At 70.0% G+C, this 16,234-nt stretch carries 14 protein-coding genes; 8 read left to right on the top strand and 6 right to left on the bottom strand.

All coding sequences use genetic code 11. The annotated features are described in order from the left end of the window. Positions 1-143: 143 nt before the first annotated feature. Positions 144-977 (top strand): MBL fold metallo-hydrolase, encoded by an 834-nt coding sequence (locus AB0I28_RS20255; RefSeq protein ID WP_357495384.1) that lies wholly within the window; start codon positions 144-146, stop codon positions 975-977. Positions 978-1,012: 35 nt separating this feature from the next. Here the strand turns inward: AB0I28_RS20255 and AB0I28_RS20260 are convergent, their stop codons facing one another. Further along, a complete protein-coding gene (locus AB0I28_RS20260) occupies positions 1,013-1,354 on the bottom strand; it encodes a hypothetical protein (protein ID WP_357495386.1) in 342 nt (113 codons plus the stop codon). Between the two features lie 183 nt (positions 1,355-1,537). Between AB0I28_RS20260 and AB0I28_RS20265 the strand changes: the two genes are divergently transcribed. The 7 genes from AB0I28_RS20265 (at position 1,538) to AB0I28_RS20295 (ending at position 11,214) form a co-directional block, all read left to right on the top strand. After that, positions 1,538-3,844, top strand: a complete 2,307-nt coding sequence (locus AB0I28_RS20265) for an isoamylase (RefSeq protein WP_357495388.1) — start codon at positions 1,538-1,540, stop codon at positions 3,842-3,844. A gap of 432 nt (positions 3,845-4,276) precedes the next feature. Beyond that, a complete protein-coding gene (locus AB0I28_RS20270; RefSeq protein ID WP_357495390.1) occupies positions 4,277-5,434 on the top strand; it encodes an AAA family ATPase in 1,158 nt (385 codons plus the stop codon). 167 nt (positions 5,435-5,601) lie between these two features. Continuing rightward, positions 5,602-6,438, top strand: coding sequence for an endonuclease/exonuclease/phosphatase family protein (locus tag AB0I28_RS20275; RefSeq protein ID WP_357495392.1), 837 nt, complete (start codon positions 5,602-5,604; stop codon positions 6,436-6,438). Between the two features lie 89 nt (positions 6,439-6,527). Continuing rightward, entirely contained in the window at positions 6,528-7,091 is a 564-nt protein-coding gene (locus AB0I28_RS20280; protein WP_357495394.1) for a hypothetical protein, read from the top strand. Next, a complete protein-coding gene (locus tag AB0I28_RS20285; protein WP_357495396.1) occupies positions 7,084-8,118 on the top strand; it encodes a hypothetical protein in 1,035 nt (344 codons plus the stop codon). Before AB0I28_RS20280 ends, AB0I28_RS20285 begins: the two co-directional genes overlap by 8 nt. A 316-nt stretch (positions 8,119-8,434) precedes the next feature. Next, positions 8,435-10,300 carry an SCO2524 family protein gene (locus tag AB0I28_RS20290; RefSeq protein WP_357495398.1) on the top strand — a complete coding sequence of 622 codons (1,866 nt, stop codon included), beginning with the start codon at positions 8,435-8,437 and terminating at the stop codon, positions 10,298-10,300. 2 nt (positions 10,301-10,302) lie between these two features. After that, the gene (locus tag AB0I28_RS20295; RefSeq protein WP_357495400.1) at positions 10,303-11,214 is read left to right on the top strand and encodes an SCO2523 family variant P-loop protein; all 912 of its coding nucleotides are present in this window, start codon (positions 10,303-10,305) and stop codon (positions 11,212-11,214) included. Here the strand turns inward: AB0I28_RS20295 and AB0I28_RS20300 are convergent. The 5 genes from AB0I28_RS20300 to AB0I28_RS20320 all read right to left on the bottom strand — a co-directional run bounded on the left by AB0I28_RS20300 (position 11,209) and on the right by AB0I28_RS20320 (position 15,813). Next, entirely contained in the window at positions 11,209-11,730 is a 522-nt protein-coding gene (locus tag AB0I28_RS20300) for a hypothetical protein (protein WP_357495402.1), read from the bottom strand. The two genes, AB0I28_RS20295 and AB0I28_RS20300, sit on opposite strands and share 6 nt — an antisense overlap. Before the next feature lie 66 nt (positions 11,731-11,796). Then, entirely contained in the window at positions 11,797-13,119 is a 1,323-nt protein-coding gene (locus tag AB0I28_RS20305) for a formimidoylglutamate deiminase (RefSeq protein ID WP_357495404.1), read from the bottom strand. Further along, positions 13,116-14,315, bottom strand: coding sequence for an allantoate amidohydrolase (locus tag AB0I28_RS20310; RefSeq protein WP_357495406.1), 1,200 nt, complete (start codon positions 14,313-14,315; stop codon positions 13,116-13,118). Before AB0I28_RS20310 ends, AB0I28_RS20305 begins: the two co-directional genes overlap by 4 nt. A gap of 71 nt (positions 14,316-14,386) precedes the next feature. Further along, the gene (locus AB0I28_RS20315; protein ID WP_357495408.1) at positions 14,387-15,007 is read right to left on the bottom strand and encodes an NAD(P)-binding domain-containing protein; all 621 of its coding nucleotides are present in this window, start codon (positions 15,005-15,007) and stop codon (positions 14,387-14,389) included. A 32-nt stretch (positions 15,008-15,039) separates the two neighbouring features. After that, positions 15,040-15,813, bottom strand: coding sequence for an arylamine N-acetyltransferase (locus AB0I28_RS20320; RefSeq protein ID WP_357495410.1), 774 nt, complete (start codon positions 15,811-15,813; stop codon positions 15,040-15,042). Between the last annotated feature and the right edge of the window lie 421 nt (positions 15,814-16,234).

Raw genomic sequence — 16,234 nt, forward strand, 5'->3', positions numbered from 1 at the left:
TGGTGGACTGCGAGGGAGCGTATTCGCGCCGGGTCCGGGGCGCATCGGCCGATCGGACTACCGGTGAGTTCGAGCGGTTTTTGTCGCCGGTGAGCCTTACGCTCTCCAGAAGCGGTTGCAAACCACAAGCAGAAGGACTCGTCATGCTGACACAGGTCGCGGAGGGCGTGCTGGCCCACCACAGCGAACTGCTGAAGAACAACACCGTCGTCGTGCGGGGCGCGGACGGCGTGCTGCTCGTCGACCCCGGGATCGAAGGCTCCGAGATGGCCTGCCTCGCCGAGGACCTCCGTCGGCTGGACCTGCCCGTGGTGGCGGGTTTCGCGACGCATCCCGACTGGGATCACGTGCTCTGGCACGCCGACCTCGGCGCAGCGCCCCGCTACGGCACCGCCCGCTGCGCGGCCTTCATGCGAGACGTGCGGTCGGCGCCGGACTGGGAGGCCCGCGTCGCCGAGGGCTTGCCGCCGGAGATCATCGGGCAGGTTCCGCTGGAGCCCTACGGCCTCATCACCGCACTGCCCGCCGGGGCGACGCAGATCCCTTGGGAGGGACCGCGAGTGCGGATCATCGAGCATCCCGCGCACGCACCGGGCCATGCGGCGCTGTTCATCGAGGAGCACGGGGTTCTCGTCGCCGGTGACATGCTCTCCGACGTCTTCGTTCCCATGCTGGACAACTGGACCGACACCAACGACCCGATCGAGGAGTACCTCACCGGGCTGCGGCTGCTGGAGGCGGTGGCCGACGAGGTCGATGTCGTCATTCCCGGCCACGGGTCGGTCGGCGGGGCCGGTGAGGCGCGCGCCCGGATCGAGCGCGATCGCGCGTACCTGCACGCCCTGCGCGACGGCCGCGAGGTCGACGACCCGCGGATCACCTCGCCCGAACCCGGCTGGGAGTGGGTGAGCGACATCCACGAGGGGCAGGTCCGGAGCCTCGCCAAGAGGAACGAGGGCGGCGGGACGGGTGGGTAGAGGGTGATCGGTGTTCCTCAACGAGCTATCTCGTTCTACCCCTGCGGTTCACACCGCTCCTTCCGCAGGCGGTCGATTTCGGCGATCATGCGTGGGACGAACTCTCGGGCGGCGGCGATGAACCGGGCGTTCTCGTCCCATCGCTCGTCGGCGACGTCGACGTAGCGGGGGTGCTGGACGAGAGTGGCGGCGATGATCTCGGCGTGTTCGAAGTCCGGCCAGCGTTCCCCCTGACCGGTGTCGGGTTTGGTGCTGACGGCGGTGAGATTCATGGCGCAGTCGTCGTCGAGGAGGCGGAAGAACCATGGGCCGGGCGTGGCGGCGTCGGCAAGCACGGCGAACTCGGCCAGCTCGTTGGCGGTGAGGTCCTTCGGCATGGCGCCAGTGTTCTGGGGGCGGCCTCTACTCGCAAAGTATTTGAGAGCGCCTGGCAACCCACAAGTAGCGCCGAGGCCCCGCATCTCGGCGTCGGCATGTCCACCACATCCCTTTACTCCCCGGTAATCTGCTGCTAACTTGCAGGAATCCTGCAACTCCTTGCATCCCTGCGGAGGCCCGGCATGCCCCTACGCGCCCGGCGCGGCTTAACCCGCCGCACCATCCCCGTCGTCCTGCTCGCCCTCCTCTCCGCCCTCGCGGTCGTGACCACCGCCCCGACCGCCGCGCAGGCGGGCATCGACACCGCGCAGCTCGGTGCCCGCTACAGCGCCGACCGCTCCACCATCACCTTCCGCGTGCACTCCGGCACCGCGACCCGCATCGCCGTCTACCTCTACGATCTGCCCACCGGCGCCGCGCCCGTCGCCCAGGCGACGCTCGCCAAGTCCGGCACGATCTGGTCGGCCACCGTCTCCGCCGCCGGCAAGTACTACGGCTACCGCGCGTGGGGCCCGAACTGGCCCTACAACGCCGCCTGGACACCGGGTTCGTCCACCGGCTTCGTCTCCGACGTCGACGCCGCCGGCAATCGCTTCAACCCCAACAAACTCCTCCTCGACCCCTACGCGCGCGAGGTCAGCCACGACCCGCTGCGGCCGGGCATGACCGACGAGACGGTCTTCACCTCCGGCCCGGGCGGCCGCACCGTCGACAGTGGACCGCACGCCGCGAAGGGCGTCCTCCTGGCGGCGACCACATCCGCGACCGGCACGAAGCCGACGCGCCCGCTCAAGGACGACATCGTCTACGAGACCCACCTGCGCGGCCTCACCGCCAACGACGCCTCCATCCCCGCCGCCTACCGGGGCACCTACCGCGGCGCCGGCCTCAAAGCCGCCCAGCTCGCCGCGCTCGGCGTCACCGCCGTCGAGTTCCTTCCCGTCCAGGAGACCCAGAACGACGCCAACGACGTCGACGCCACCGGCACGGCCGGCGACAACTACTGGGGTTACATGACCCTGAACTACTTCGCGCCCGACCGCCGCTACTCCTCCGACAAGTCGCCCGGCGGGCCGACGGCCGAGTTCGCCGCGATGACCAAGGCCTTCCACGACAACGGCTTGAAGGTCTTCGTCGACGTCGTCTACAACCACACCGGCGAAGGCGGTTCGCACGGCGGCGACAAGAACGTCTACAACGTGTTCTCCTACCGGGGCCTCGACAACCCCGCCTACTACTCGCTGTCGGCCGACCGCCAGTCCTCCTGGGACAACACGGGAGTCGGCGGCAACTACAACACCTACAACCCCGTCGCCCAGAACCTCATCGTCGACTCTCTCGCGCACTGGCGCGACAAACTCGGCGTCGACGGGTTCCGCCACGACCTCGCCTCGGTCCTCGGCAACACCTGCCAGCACGGCTGCTTCTCCTACAGCCGAACCGATCCCGCGACCGCGCTCAACCGCATCACCGCGGAGATGCCCGCGCGGCCGGCCGGTGGCGGCAGCGGCACCGACTGGATCGCCGAACCCTGGGCGCTCGGCGAGGGCACCTACCAGGTCGGCAACTTCCCGGCCGGATGGGCCGAGTGGAACGGCCGCTACCGCGACACCTTGCGCAGCGACCAGAACAAGCTCGGCGTCGACGCCGTGACACCGGGGCAGCTCGCCGACCGCCTCGCCGGCTCGGCCGACCTCTACGGCGACGACGGCCGCAAGCCGTGGCACTCGGTCAACTTCATGGTCGCCCATGACGGCTTCACCTTGAAGGACCTCTACTCCTGCAACGCCAAGAACAACACCCAGGCCTGGCCGTACGGCCCCTCCGACGGCGGCAGCGACGACAACATCTCCTGGGACCACGGCGGAAACGCCGCCCTGCAACGCAAGTCGGCCCGCAACGGCACCGCCTTCGTGATGCTCTCGGCGGGCACGCCGATGATGACCGGCGGCGACGAGTACCTGCGATCCATGCGCTGCAACAACAACCCCTACAACCTCGACTCCCCGGCGAACTGGCAGTCGTGGTCCTTCGACACCGCCCAGACCGACTTTCGCACCTTCACGACCCGTCTCGCGCAGTTCCGCAAGGCGCACGCGGCCCTGCGGCCGGCGAACTTCTACACCTCCGCCGACGCCGACGGCGACGGCATGAAGCAGCTCGAATGGTTCACGCCGGCGGGAACCACGCCGGACGCGGCGTACTGGGCCAACGCGGGCAACCACGCCCTCGGATGGCGCTACGACGGCAGCGAACTCGGCGACTCGGCCGCCTCGATCTTCGTCGGGTACAACGGCTGGTCGGGCGACGTCACCTTCACGCTTCCCTCGCCCGGCGCCGGCAAGCAGTGGTACCGGGTGACCGACACCGCGAGCTGGGCCGAAGGCCCGAACCAGGTCGCCACCGCCGGTACGGAGGCGCTGATCGGCGGCGCGGGGACGACCTACATCGTCCGCGAGCGCGGCCTGCTGCTGCTCATCGCCAAGTAGCCCGAGGACCCCGGCTCCGCCGTCTCGGTGGAGCCGGGGTCGCAGGCCGTATCCATCAAGACCGCCATGTGCGCTGTCATGTGCGGCCCCGGTCGTAGTGTCGGTTCCGGGATCACCGGGGAGGAACCCACTCCGATCCGCGATGTCCGGACGACCCGGCTCCACGCGCCGTCGAGGCGGGAGCCCGCACTTCCGCGGCCACGTCCACCAGGCCGCCGCCGGTGTGGAACCGGGAAAAGGCGATCGGCGCCCTCGCCGCTTCGCCGTCCGGCCGGGTTGCCTGAATCCGGCCGCGTCCCGTGGATCAGCGAAGCGGCCCCGCACCACCTGGGTGGGTGCGGGGCCGCTCTGTGTCCACAGTGGACGGGAGTGAATTGCCCTACGATGGCCCCGTGGTGGGACGTGCCGTACGCGTCCCGAAAGGCGGCGGTGATGCGAAGCTGGCCCCTGACCGGCAGGGACGCCGACCTGGCCGGAATCCTCGACGCGCGACGTGATCCGGACTCCTGCGGCGTGATCGTCACCGGGCCCGCCGGCGTCGGCAAGACGCGCCTGGCGCGCGAGGCCGTCGACCGCCTCGCCCGCGCGGGTGCCAAGACGGCCTGGATCCTCGCGACCCGGGCCACCGCGCCGGTTCCCCTCGGCGCCGCCGCGCACCTTGCGCCGGCGGAGCTCGGCAAGCCCGGCGATCTCGCCGCCGCCATCCTCGACTGGGCATATGCCGAAGGAGGCCGCGCGCGGGTCGTGCTCGGCGTCGACGACACCTCGCTCCTCGACGACGGCTCGGCCGCGCTCGTGTCCCACCTGGCCGCCGACGGACTCGCGTTCATCGTCGGCACCGGCCGCACACCGCAAACCCCGCCGCCCGAAGGGAACCAGCGCACGGCGACGCTCTTAGCGCTCACCGAGGCGCACGTCGACCGCCTCATCGACCACGAACTCGGCCTCGAACCCGACGGCGCGACCCTCGACCCCGAAAGCCGCAACCGCCTGCGTACCAAGGCCGCCGGCAACCCGCTGGCGCTGCGCGAACTCCTCGCCGCGGGCCGCGCCACCGGCGACCTCGAACGCCGCTTCGGCGTCTGGCACTGGAACGGCGGCCTCGACACGCCCTCTGACGTCGCCGCACTGATCGCCGCCAACCTCGCGGGCCTGCCCGACCCCGTCCGAGCGGTCGTCGAACTCGTCTCCTGGGCAGAACCGCTGCCCCTGTCCATGCTCACCCGCCTGACCGACACCGCGGCCGTCACCGAGGCGAGCACCCGCGGCCTGATCACTTTGGAACGCAGAGGATCACGTCGTCGCCTGCGCCTGGCGCACCCGCTGCACGGCGAGTCGGTCCGAGCGCTGATGACCGCTTCTCGCATCGCCGACATCTGGCGCGACCTCGCCGTCGCCGCCCTCGCTTCACCGCTGCGGCGCCATGACGACAATCTCCGCGTCGCGATGTGGCAGGTCGACGGCGGGTACGTCACGCGCCCCGACGTGGTCCTGCGCGGCGCCGAGGACGCCGCCGATCGCGGTGACCTCGTCCTCGCCGACCGTCTCGCCGGCGCCGTTCTGCGAGGTGGAGACGCCGCAGCCGGTTAGCTCCGGTCGGTGTTCACGGAATTACTGCCGCCTAAAGGATCAAGCGACCCCGAAATTCCGCTAGCCTCGCCTTCGCCATGACGCCCCGTGGAGTTCGCACCCCCGTGCCTCCGCGTTCAAGATCGGCACCGAACCTCACAGGGCACCCCCACCCCTTGGAGTCAGCAATGAGCAACACCATCGGCCGCCGCGCGCTCATCGGTGGCGGCCTCGGCCTGGCCGCCGGAGCACTCGCCCTCACCGCCCCGGCATCGGCGTCGGCGTACACGACGCTGCGCGTCGCGACCTTCAACATCCACCACGGCGCCGGCGCCGACAACATCCTCAACCTCGAACGGATCGCCGCGATCATCGAGGAACTGGACGTCGACGTCGTCGGCCTCCAGGAGGTCGACCGCCACTGGAGCGAGCGCAGCGACTGGGCCGACCAGACCGCCCTGCTCGGCCGGATGCTGCGGATGCGCGCGATCTACGGCGCCAACCTCGACCTCGACCCGGTCACCGAAGGCGAGCCGCGTCGCCAGTACGGAACCGCCATCCTCTCGCGCGGGCCGATCCTGCGCTGGAAGAACACCCTCCTGCCGAAGTACCCGGCCGGCGAGCAGCGCGGTCTGCTCCAGGCCACCATCGAGCACAACGGCGCGCGCTTCACCTTCGCCAACACCCACCTCCAGCACACCAGCGCGGCGGAGCGCGCCGAGCAGGCCGCGGCGATCATCCAGCTGCTCGGTGATGAGCGCACGTTGCTCACCGGCGACCTCAACGCCACCGCCGACAAGCCCGAGATCCAGATCCTCACCGACGTCTACGCCGACTCCTGGCCGGCCGTCGGGGAGGGCCCCGGCTACACCTACGACGCACTGAACCCCACCGCCCGCATCGACTTCGTGCTCGCCACGCCCGACGTCAAGCCGGTGTCGGCGAGGGTCGTCACCGAGCACGCCGAGGCCTCCGATCACCTCGCTGTAGTGGCCGAATACCGCATTCGCAAGGGAATCCAGTAGTACTCAGGGCGGCCCGGCGTCCTTCGCCGGGCCGCCCGAATGGTTAACGCTCATGACAACGGGGCACTCCATGCAAGAAGGAGGACCCCATGTCACCCACGCTGATCGTCATTCTCGTGCTCGTCGTCGTGGTCGCGTTGGCCGCAGGAGCTTGGTTCATGTTCCGCGGCAAGTCTCTCCGGCACCGTTTCGGGCCGGAGTACGACCGACTCGTCGGCGACAGCGGCAAGGCCGAGGCCGAACGCGAACTGCGCGAACGGATCCGCCGGCACGACGAGCTAGAGCTCAAGGACCTCACCCCCGAGCAGCGCGAGCGCTACATCGGGCGCTGGCGCGCGCTCCAGATCCACTTCGTCGACCAGCCCGACGAGGCCGTTCGCGAGGCCGACGCTCTCACCACCGCCCTCGCCGGCGAGATCGGCTACCCGACGGACAACGACGAAGAGCGGCTCGCCGTGCTCTCCGTCGACCACCCCCGGTCGATGGCCGACTACCGCGAGGCGCACGCCCTCAGCACCAGCCTCCACGACGGCGGCGAGGCCTCCACCGAGCAGCTGCGCCGCGCCATGGTGCATTACCGGGCGATCGTGACCCGGCTGCTCGGCAAGGAAGCCCAGATCGACGAGCCCACCCCGAGGAGTAGCAATGCGTAGTGACACCCCTGACAACCGCCACATCGACGAACTGACGGACGAGGACGCCAAGGCCCGTGAGGGCGGTTCGACCTCGACCTCGTCGGGCGACCCGCGCAAGCCCGCCCCCAAGCCGGAGTTCTCCGGCGACAAGCCGAAGTCGACCGAGACCGCCAACGCGCGGCTTGAGGTCCCGAAGCCTCCGGAGAAGAGGACCGACACGTCGCCTTCCGGCAAGACGGCTTCGGCGGACAAGAACGGACAGCACGCCGACGCCAAGTCGGGCGCCGTCTCGGACAAGGTCTCGGACACGAAGGCCGACGACTTCGGCAAGAAGTCCGATGGCCTGTCGGACAACAAGAGCGACGTCTCCGAGACCAGGACCGTGCCGGTCGCCAAGACCGACACGAGCTCGGACAAGAAGACCGGCGACGACTTCGGCACGAAGTCGGACGCCGCGCGCGACAAGAAGGCCGACGACTTCGGCAGGACTTCCGCGCCGGCCTCGTCGGCTTCGTCGGACAAGACCGGCGACGACCTCGGCAAGAAGTCCGATGCCGCGCACGACAAGAAGACCGAGGTGAAGTCCGGCGATCGGGCCGACTTCACGACCTCGAAGAACGAGCCCGAGGTGTTCGCCAGCACCCGCGTCGACGACGACGCCAAGAAGAAGCAGGCGAGCGACCCCGATCCCGTTCACACCCCCGATCCCATCCCCTCCACGCACTCCACCGAGTCCACGCACGCGACGGGCCGCGCCGAGGTCACCAAACCCGGCGGCGGAGACTCCCTGCTGGACAAGGGAACTCACGAGAGCCTGCACGAGCGCTGGCAGGCCATCCAGCTCCGCTTCATCGACGACCCGCGATCCTCGGCGACCGAGGCCGGCGCGCTCGTCGAGGAGTCGCTGGAGATGCTGCGCACCGCCCTCGACACCCGCAAGCGGGAACTCGACGGCTGGTCCGGCGAGAACTCGGCGGACACCGAGCGGCTTCGCACGGCCGTTCGCGACTACCGCGAGCTCTTCGACCACATCGTCGGACGCTGACGGCGACTGTGTCCCCGGACACCCGGGGAACCTTTGCGGCGAGCAGGGCCTCTTCTGCGGTGACACCCACCGTCACCGCAGAAGGGGCCCGTCCTCATTGAGGGGCCGGACACACCAGACCGCTGACTCCAGCGAACCGGTGCGTTGCGTCTTGTTGCGCGAACACCCCACCATCCAGGCCTTACGTCGATGAGGAGCGCGTCTCGTCGTTGTGATCACCGTCTTCGGTGTGGGAAGGTGCTGTCAGGGCGGCCAGGGGACGGCGGCCCGGCGGGGCGGCTCACGACTGAAGTTGTGACGGAGGGTGGTCGCGTTCATGAGGATTCAGCCGAGGCAGCATCTACTCGAGATCTGGGAAGCGGTCGCCAGATCGTCGATTCGCGAGAAGCACGCCGACGAGCGCACATCCAGGGAGGGCGACTGGGTGTGGCACGGCGGAGACGCCGACGACTCGGTGTCCGACACGCAACAGCTGTTGTGCCTGATGTTCCCCGCAGCAGAGTTGCCCGCGTTCGGCTTGGCGACCCCTGACGAGACGATCGAACCGGTGGTGCGGGCTCTGAGCCCGCTCGGCACCGCCGTGCAGATCCCGCGCGTGCTCACCCGAGTCCTGATCTCCTTCCTTGAGCGCCACAGCGACAGCGAGGGCGATCCACGCTTCTCGGGTGGGGGCTGTTTCGCCAGCGAGACCCGCGAGGCTCCCACTCCCGGCCAGCGCGCCCTCGACGTGACCGAGTCCTTCGCGCTCTCCATCACGCTCACCTTGGCGGTCCTCACTTTCGCCCGGACCCTCCGGGAAGGATTGCGCAGCCGACTCGTCATGGCCGAGGTCGACAAACTCGAGGCGCTGGCGAACAAACGCCTCACGGCGGCCATGGTCGGTCTGCTGCGGAGTTTCACCGTCAACGCTTTCGAAGCGGACTCGCCCGAGGGCCAAATCCTGCTCGGCTCGCTGAACCAGGCGGACGTCGCCGATCGCAGGCTCGTCGCGGAACTGCGCCGCGAGCTGCGCGATGTCAACGCCGGCTTGCGTGACCTGACGATCGGTTCCGGTCGCGAGGCCGAACTCGAAGGCCAGACCACGTTGTTCGAGTGCGGGTGGTCATGGGGCGTCATCGACGGTGCACCCGAGATCCTCCACGCCGAATCCGGCGGCGCCCAGCGCAAAGGGGTGGCGCTTGACGCGTCCTCCCTCTACTTCACCGCCGTCGCCCTCGACGGCATCGCCGACCTCTTCTCCACCCGGACCAGGGTCCTGGGCCTTCTCGACGCCGAGCAGCGGCGCCTGGCCGACTCGCTCCACCTGCGCTGGGAGATGACCCGGCGCTACTGGGCGAAGCTGGCGACCTTCGGCGAAGGCCGGTGGCCGCTCGAAAGTATGCCCTGGAACACCACCGACGCCGTCCACTCCGACTACTCCAGTCTCCTGGTGTCGGCGATCGTCACGCGCGACATGGTCGATCGACGGGTCTCCGACGAGAACCTGAGCCGTCTGGGGCGGGTGCTCACCGAACTGGCCAAACGCGGCCGGGTCATCGAGCGCGCCGAGGGCAACGACCGCGCGATTCTCCTGCACGCACCTGGTACGCGGGTCGGTCTGGACGGCGCCGACAAGGTGGGTGGTCCGGCGCTGTACCGGCAGGTCTCGGACTTCGCGGCCGTGCTGCTCAAGTGCATCGTGCGCGTCGCCGCCCCCATCGACGACGTCGGACTGCGCGCCGAGCTGCTGCGAACCCGCGATGGGGTCTGGGACCACCTGGTCAGGCGGCGCTTCACCGCGGGCCAGTACCGCCACCTGTGGGACGAGCCGTCCAATGTGTACACCCAGCTCGGGGGGCGGCACGCCGACGGACCGTCCTGGCACCACACCCTCCGCGTCGTAGAGAGCCTTGTCGGTGCCGCCGAACTCGTTCGAGGCGATCCGCCCCGCAGCGATTTCATGATCCGCCAGGCGCAGCACTCACTGAGCGAGGCCGAGCATCTCTACGACCAGGAATTGCTCGACGGCGCTGCGGAGTGCGGCGTGCCGATTCGAGATCTGCTCATGATGGTGCAGACGAACCTGGCGCGGGCCAAGGCGATCCAGTACCGACGTCCGGCCAGCGCGATCGCCATCGTGCAGGAGGTGCTGAGGGACCTCGATCGGTTGGCCGCGGCTCGCCAAGACGCCAAGGGGGCGTAGGGGTGCTGGTCTTCGCCACCTCGGACAAGGGCGGTACCGGCCGATCGTTGACCAGCTGCAATATCGCCTACCGCAGTGCTCTCGAGGGCGCCAACGTCGCCTACCTGGACCTCGATCTCGGCCGGCCGACATCCGGTGCGATCTTCTCCATCGATGACGCCTCTCGTGGCACTGTACTCGGCGGGCTGCATCGTTACCTGCTGGGCGAGATCCCCGAGCCGGTCCGCCTTGAGGTCTGGAACCAGTCGGACCGCGACGGCCTGCGCGGTCGCCCGGACGGCGCCGGGCGTCTCACGCTTCTTCCGGGAGACGAGGGCGGTGCGGAGTTCGCCTGCGATGCGGAGGTCCTGCGGCGTTGCGCCACGCTGTTCGCCCGGCTGGAGGAAGAGTATGACGTGATCCTGATCGACTTGAGTGCGGGCCGCTCCCACGCGGTCGACATCGCATTGCGGGCAACCGCGGATCCCGCCCTCGCCAACGTCGTGTCGCGCTGGCTGGTGTTTCACCGCTGGACGCGGCAGCACATCTACGCTGCGGCCGGCCTAGCCCACGGCACCCGGGGAATCATCGAAACTGGCGTGTTGCGAGGGCACGAAAGGGCCGGGTTGCGCGCTGCGCTTCGTTTTGTGCGTACCGCGGTGGCCGACCCGCAGTCGAAGGAGTTGTCCGGGCTGAGCGCGACCCAAACCGCTTGGCTCGAGACCACCGATGACGAGCTGCGCAAGCTGGCGGGGCGACTGTGGATGGGCCGCTCGATGGTGCTCGGCTCGGTTCCCCTCGAGCCGGTCCTCATGTGGCGCGAGCAGATCATCTTGGACACCGATGTGATCACTCGCCAGATCGCCAACGCGGCCACAGTGGACGCCTTCGTCATGCTCGCTCACCGGCTGATCGGCGACTGGCCCGAGCTATGAGTTCGCCGTGATCGTCACCCCCGACCGCCGCGAGATCAGCGTCGTCGCGTCGACCAGGTCCGGGTAGGTCGTGTTGAGCTCCCACACCGCGGTGTTCCCGTTGTGCGGCACCCGGTACTCCACCGCGTACTTGAAGCTCGATCCCACGGGCAGTGAGTTGACCGCGTACATGGTCTCCCCGGTCTTGATCGACAGGACGTCGGACCAGCGCACGACGATCAGCCGCAGCCCGGCGGCGTCGATGCACCCGCCGCGAAAGATGTACAGCCCACCGCCCACGCGCCGGATCCACACATACGTCCACCACACGATGATCAGCGCGATCAGGCCCATCACCGAGTAACCGAAACCGTTGTAGGGCCCGTTCACCACGAAGTTCATGCCCACGATCGCCAGTACGACGCAGATGAACGCCCCGGGCATCCCCGGCCGCCGCCGCATTCGGCGCTCCAGCGGGCCCAGGTCCAGCTCGCGCGCCTTCTCCAGCACGGCTTTCGACGGGGTGTGGTTCGACATGCGGCACCTGTACCAGTCACGGGGGTTTTGCGTCGAAGCCTAAGGCGCCGGCGCCGACCGGCGCAATCAGCTTCCCCGCGCCGCCTTGATGGAGGCCGCCAGTTCGCCTGGCACGTCGAGGAGGCGATGCCTTCCGTCTTCGACGATCAGCCGGCCGGCCGAGACGACGTGGGAGACGTCGGCGCCGGAGGCGGCGAAGACGACGGCGGCGACGGGGTCGGCCTCGGCGGCGCCCGCCGTGCGGATCGTGTCGGTGCGGACGGCGACGAGGTCGGCGGGCGCACCGGCGCGAATCCCATAGGGCCCCGCAAGTCCGGCGCTGTGCGCACCGCCCTCGGTGGCGGCGGCGAGGAGCTCGGCGGCCTGGTGGGAACCGCGCTCGTTGGTCGCCAGGCGCTCGTTCAGTTCGACCGCGCGCGCCTCCTCGAACAGGTCGATGACCGCGTGGCTGTCACTGCCCAGCGACAGTCGGGCGCCCGCGCCGACCAGTGCGGCGGCGGGGCCGATGCCGTCGGCGAGATCCCGCTCGGTCGTGGGGCAGAAGCACACGCCGGTGTGCGTGGAGCCGAGCAGGCCGATGTCCGTTGTGGACAGATGCGTGGCGTGGACGGCGGTGGTGCGCTCGCCGAGGACACCGGTGTCGGCGCAGAGTTCGGTGGGGCTGCGGCGATGGACGGCCTGGCAGGCGAGGTTCTCCTTCACCTGCTCCGACAGGTGCAGGTGGAGGGGGCGTTGTTCGCGGCGGGCCCAGTCGGCGACGACGCGCATCGCTTCGGGTGGCACGCCTCGGACGGAGTGGATGGCGGCGCCGGGATGGGGTGTGTCCACATGGGATGCGCGTTCTGCCCAAGCGTCGGCGTCGCCGTCGGTGAACCGCAACTGCGGACCGGTCAGCGGTGAACCGTCCACATCGGCCTGTAGGTAGCAGGTGTCCAGCAGTACCAGGCGAATCCCGGCTTCGGCTGCGGCCGCGGTGAGCGCGTGGCCCATGGCGTTGGGATCGGCGTACGGCCTGCCGTCGCGGTCGTGGTGGAGGTAGTGGAACTCGACGACGGTGGTGATCCCCGTGGTGACCATCTCGGCGTAGGTGGCCCGCGCGAGCGCGAGATAGGTGTCCGGCGTGAGGTTCGCGGCGACGGAGTACATCTGCTCGCGCCAGGTCCAGAAGTCCCCGCGACCGCCGGCGGTGGCGCCGCGCAGTGCCCGGTGGAAGGCGTGGGAGTGCGCGTTCACCAGTCCGGGGATCACCAGCCCGGGCAGCCGGATCGCGGCGCCGGGCTCCGCACCCGTTGCCACGGCGGTGATCCGGCCGTCGGCGACCGAGATGAGCACCCGCTCGGCGAAGCCCTCCTCGACGCCCAGCCAGGCGCGGTCGGCGTAGTAGGTCATGCCGCGAGCTCCCGCAGGACGGTGGCGAGCGCCTCGGCTCCGGCGAGGCAGTCGGGGATCTCGGCGAACTCGCCGGGGGCGTGCGAGACGCCGGTCGGGTTGCGCACGAACAGCATCGCGGTCGGCAGGCTCGAAGCGAGGACGCCCGCGTCGTGTCCGGCTCCGGTGGCCAGGACCGGGACGCCCCCGAGGATCGCGCCGAGGTTGTCGCGCAGGGCGAGGTCGAAGGCGACCTCGGCGCTGTAGGACTCGCGGGTGACGGTGGCCTTCGTGCCGTCGCGCCGGGCGCGTTCGTGGGTCGCCTGCTCCAGTTCGGCCAGCACCGAGGCGAGTGTGTCCTCTGTGGACGCCCGGGCGTCGATCCAGGCGCGCACCCGCGACGGGATCGCGTTGGTGCCGTTGGGTTCGCAGTGCACCTTGCCGACGGTGGCCAGCGCCCCGGCGAGTTTGGCCTTCTTGCGGGCGGCTAGGACGGTGTTGGCGTAGGTGAGCATCGGGTCGACGCGGTCCTCGATGCGAGTCGTGCCGGCGTGGTTGGCCTCGCCCTCGAAGTCGAAGCGCCAGCGTCCGTGCGGCCAGATCGCCGAGCCCACCGCGATCGGCGCGCCCAGGTCGATCTGGGCACGGCCCTGCTCGATGTGCAACTCGACGTAGACGCCGATGCGGTCGAGGAGCCGCTGGTCGCGGCCGATGCGCTCGGGGTCGAAACCGGCCGAGGACATCGCGTCGGCCAGGGTCGTGCCCTGCTCGTCGGTGAGGGCGCGGGCCTTGGCGGGGTCGACGGCACCGGTCAGGAGCCGCGATCCCAGGCAGGCCAGGCCGAAGCGGGCGCCCTCCTCCTCGACGAAGGCGGCCACGCCGATCGGTCGGCGAGGCTCGAAACCGCCGGCGCGCAACAGGTCCAGCGCGGCGAAGGCGCTGACGACGCCCAGTGGGCCGTCGAAGGCTCCGCCGTCGGGGACCGAGTCGAGGTGGGAGCCGGTGACCACGGCGTCGCCGGCGGCCGGGGCGCCCCACCAGGCCCACAGGTTGCCGTTGCGGTCGGTCTCGACGGTCAGCCCGCGCTCGCGCGCCTGCGCCTCGAACCAGGCGCGGCACTCCAGCTCGGCGGCGGCGTAGCTGTACCGGCGGTAGCCCCCGGTGGCGTCGAAGCGGCCGACGGGGGCGAGATCACGCCACATTTCCTCGAAGAGCATGGGTCGAGGTTAGGCGAAGAGCATGGGTCGAGGTGAGGGCCGGGCTCGCGACGCACGGCCCCCGGCCCGTCTCACACCGTCGCGAAGCCGATGGTGGTGCTGAAGCGCCCGTCGATCTGCTCCTGGGCCTTCATGTGCAGCAACTGGAAGCCCTCCAGTTCGCGCGCGTGCTTGAGGCCGCCGACCGAGACCGGGCGCAGCCCGCCGTCGCTGGCCAGGCGGGCGATCTCCTCCCGCGCGGACTCGTCGTCGCCGGCGATGAACACGTCCATCGGCGCGCCGCCGGCGAGGTTGCCCGCGAAGGTCGTGTTGAAGGCCTTCACCACGCGGGCCTCGGGCGCCGCCGCCGCGACCTCCTCGGCCGCCGACATGCCCGGCGGCGTGGCGAGGTCGTCGAAGGTCGCGAAGTCGACCGGGTTGGAGATGTCGACGACGAGTTTGCCGCGCAGGCTGTCGCGCCACGCCTCGGCGATCTCCCGGTTGGCGGGGTAGGGGAGGGCGAGGACGACGATGCGCGCGTCGCCGGGGCCGTCGTCGAGCGACTCGCCCGTCGCGTCGGCGTTGAGGTCGGCGGCGAGACGGCGGGCCTTCTGCGGGTCGCGGTCGGCGATGTGCACGGGATGGCCTCCCGCGAGGAAGCGCGTGGCGATGCCCCTGGCCATGTTCCCGGCACCGACGATGAGGATGTCCATGGACGAAAATCTATGGCGCCGTGGAGGCGGGCTCAGGCGTTTGGGGTTTTTCCGGGCAAACGTGGCAGCTCGATGCCGAAGATCGACCGGTAGGCGGCGAGCAGCTCGGCATCGCCGTCGAAGGTCTCGACGGTGCGCTCGTCGCCCGCCGTGCGGATCAGCTGCCCCTTGCGGAGGGTGACGCGGCCGCCGTCGACGGGCATCGAGCACACGTCGCCCTTCGTGAAGTGCGACTTCGGCGAGGTCTGGTGCCACCAGCACGTCGGGACGAACTCGGCGATCTTGCGGGGGCGCGGGTCGACGATGAACTCACAGGCGCCCTCGCGGCGGACCTCGAAGTCCCCGTACTCGACCTCGGCGACCGTGTAGGCGCCGTCCGGGTCGACCTGCTCGCCGCGCTCGTCGATGCGCAGGGGGTGCTGCGTGAACTTGCCGAAGCCCACGTCGACCAGCCACGGCTCGTCGAGGTCGACGCGCAGGGTCAGGTGGTCGAAGGGGATCGCCGGGCCGTTGTTGCCGGGGACGCGGGCCTGCATGAGCGTGACGCGGTAGCCGAGCGAGCGCAGGAGCGCGGCGAAGAGGCCGTTGAGTTCGTAGCAGAAGCCGCCGCGCCGGCGGGTGACGATCTTGTCGACAAGGGCGTCCTCGTCGAGGTCGACGGGCTCGCCGAGGTGGATGGAGAGGTTCTCGAAGGGGACGGTGTGGAGGTGGGCGACCTGGAGGTCGCGGAGGGCTTCGGGCGAGCGGTGGGGGGCGCGGGCGGCGCCGATGCGGGCGAGGTAGCGGTCGGCTGTGGCGGCGTCCATGGGGCAAGGGTAGGGGTGGGTGGGAGGGGTGGGCTTGGGGCGGTGGCTCGACGGTGATCTCGGTCGGCGCTGGTGGGGGCATGGGCGCGGTGTTGTGGAGGCCGGTAGCGGCGGAACTGTGGTTTGATGCGGCCTTGCGAGCGTGGCCGATGCCGCGAGGGGGGTGGGAAGCGCGGAGCAGCGGACGTGGTGGCAGGTACGACAGGCCAGGCGGGGATCGGCCTTGCCGTGCGGCGGAGCAGTGGCCGAGGACATCCGGCGGTGTGGCTCGACTGATCTGCCCTTCGGGTGGCGAGCATTCGCGGGGATCGTGGTGGCGGTGCTGTGGGTGTTCAGACGACGGGCCTGCAAGGCCTGATCGGGCTGACGGCCGCAGAAGGTCCCGCCCCACGCATCGAGAGTCCGCTCGCGACTTCCGGTT

The sequence above is a fragment of the Phytomonospora sp. NPDC050363 genome (genome assembly GCF_040655735.1).
Classification (GTDB): Bacteria; Actinomycetota; Actinomycetes; order Mycobacteriales; family Micromonosporaceae; genus Phytomonospora.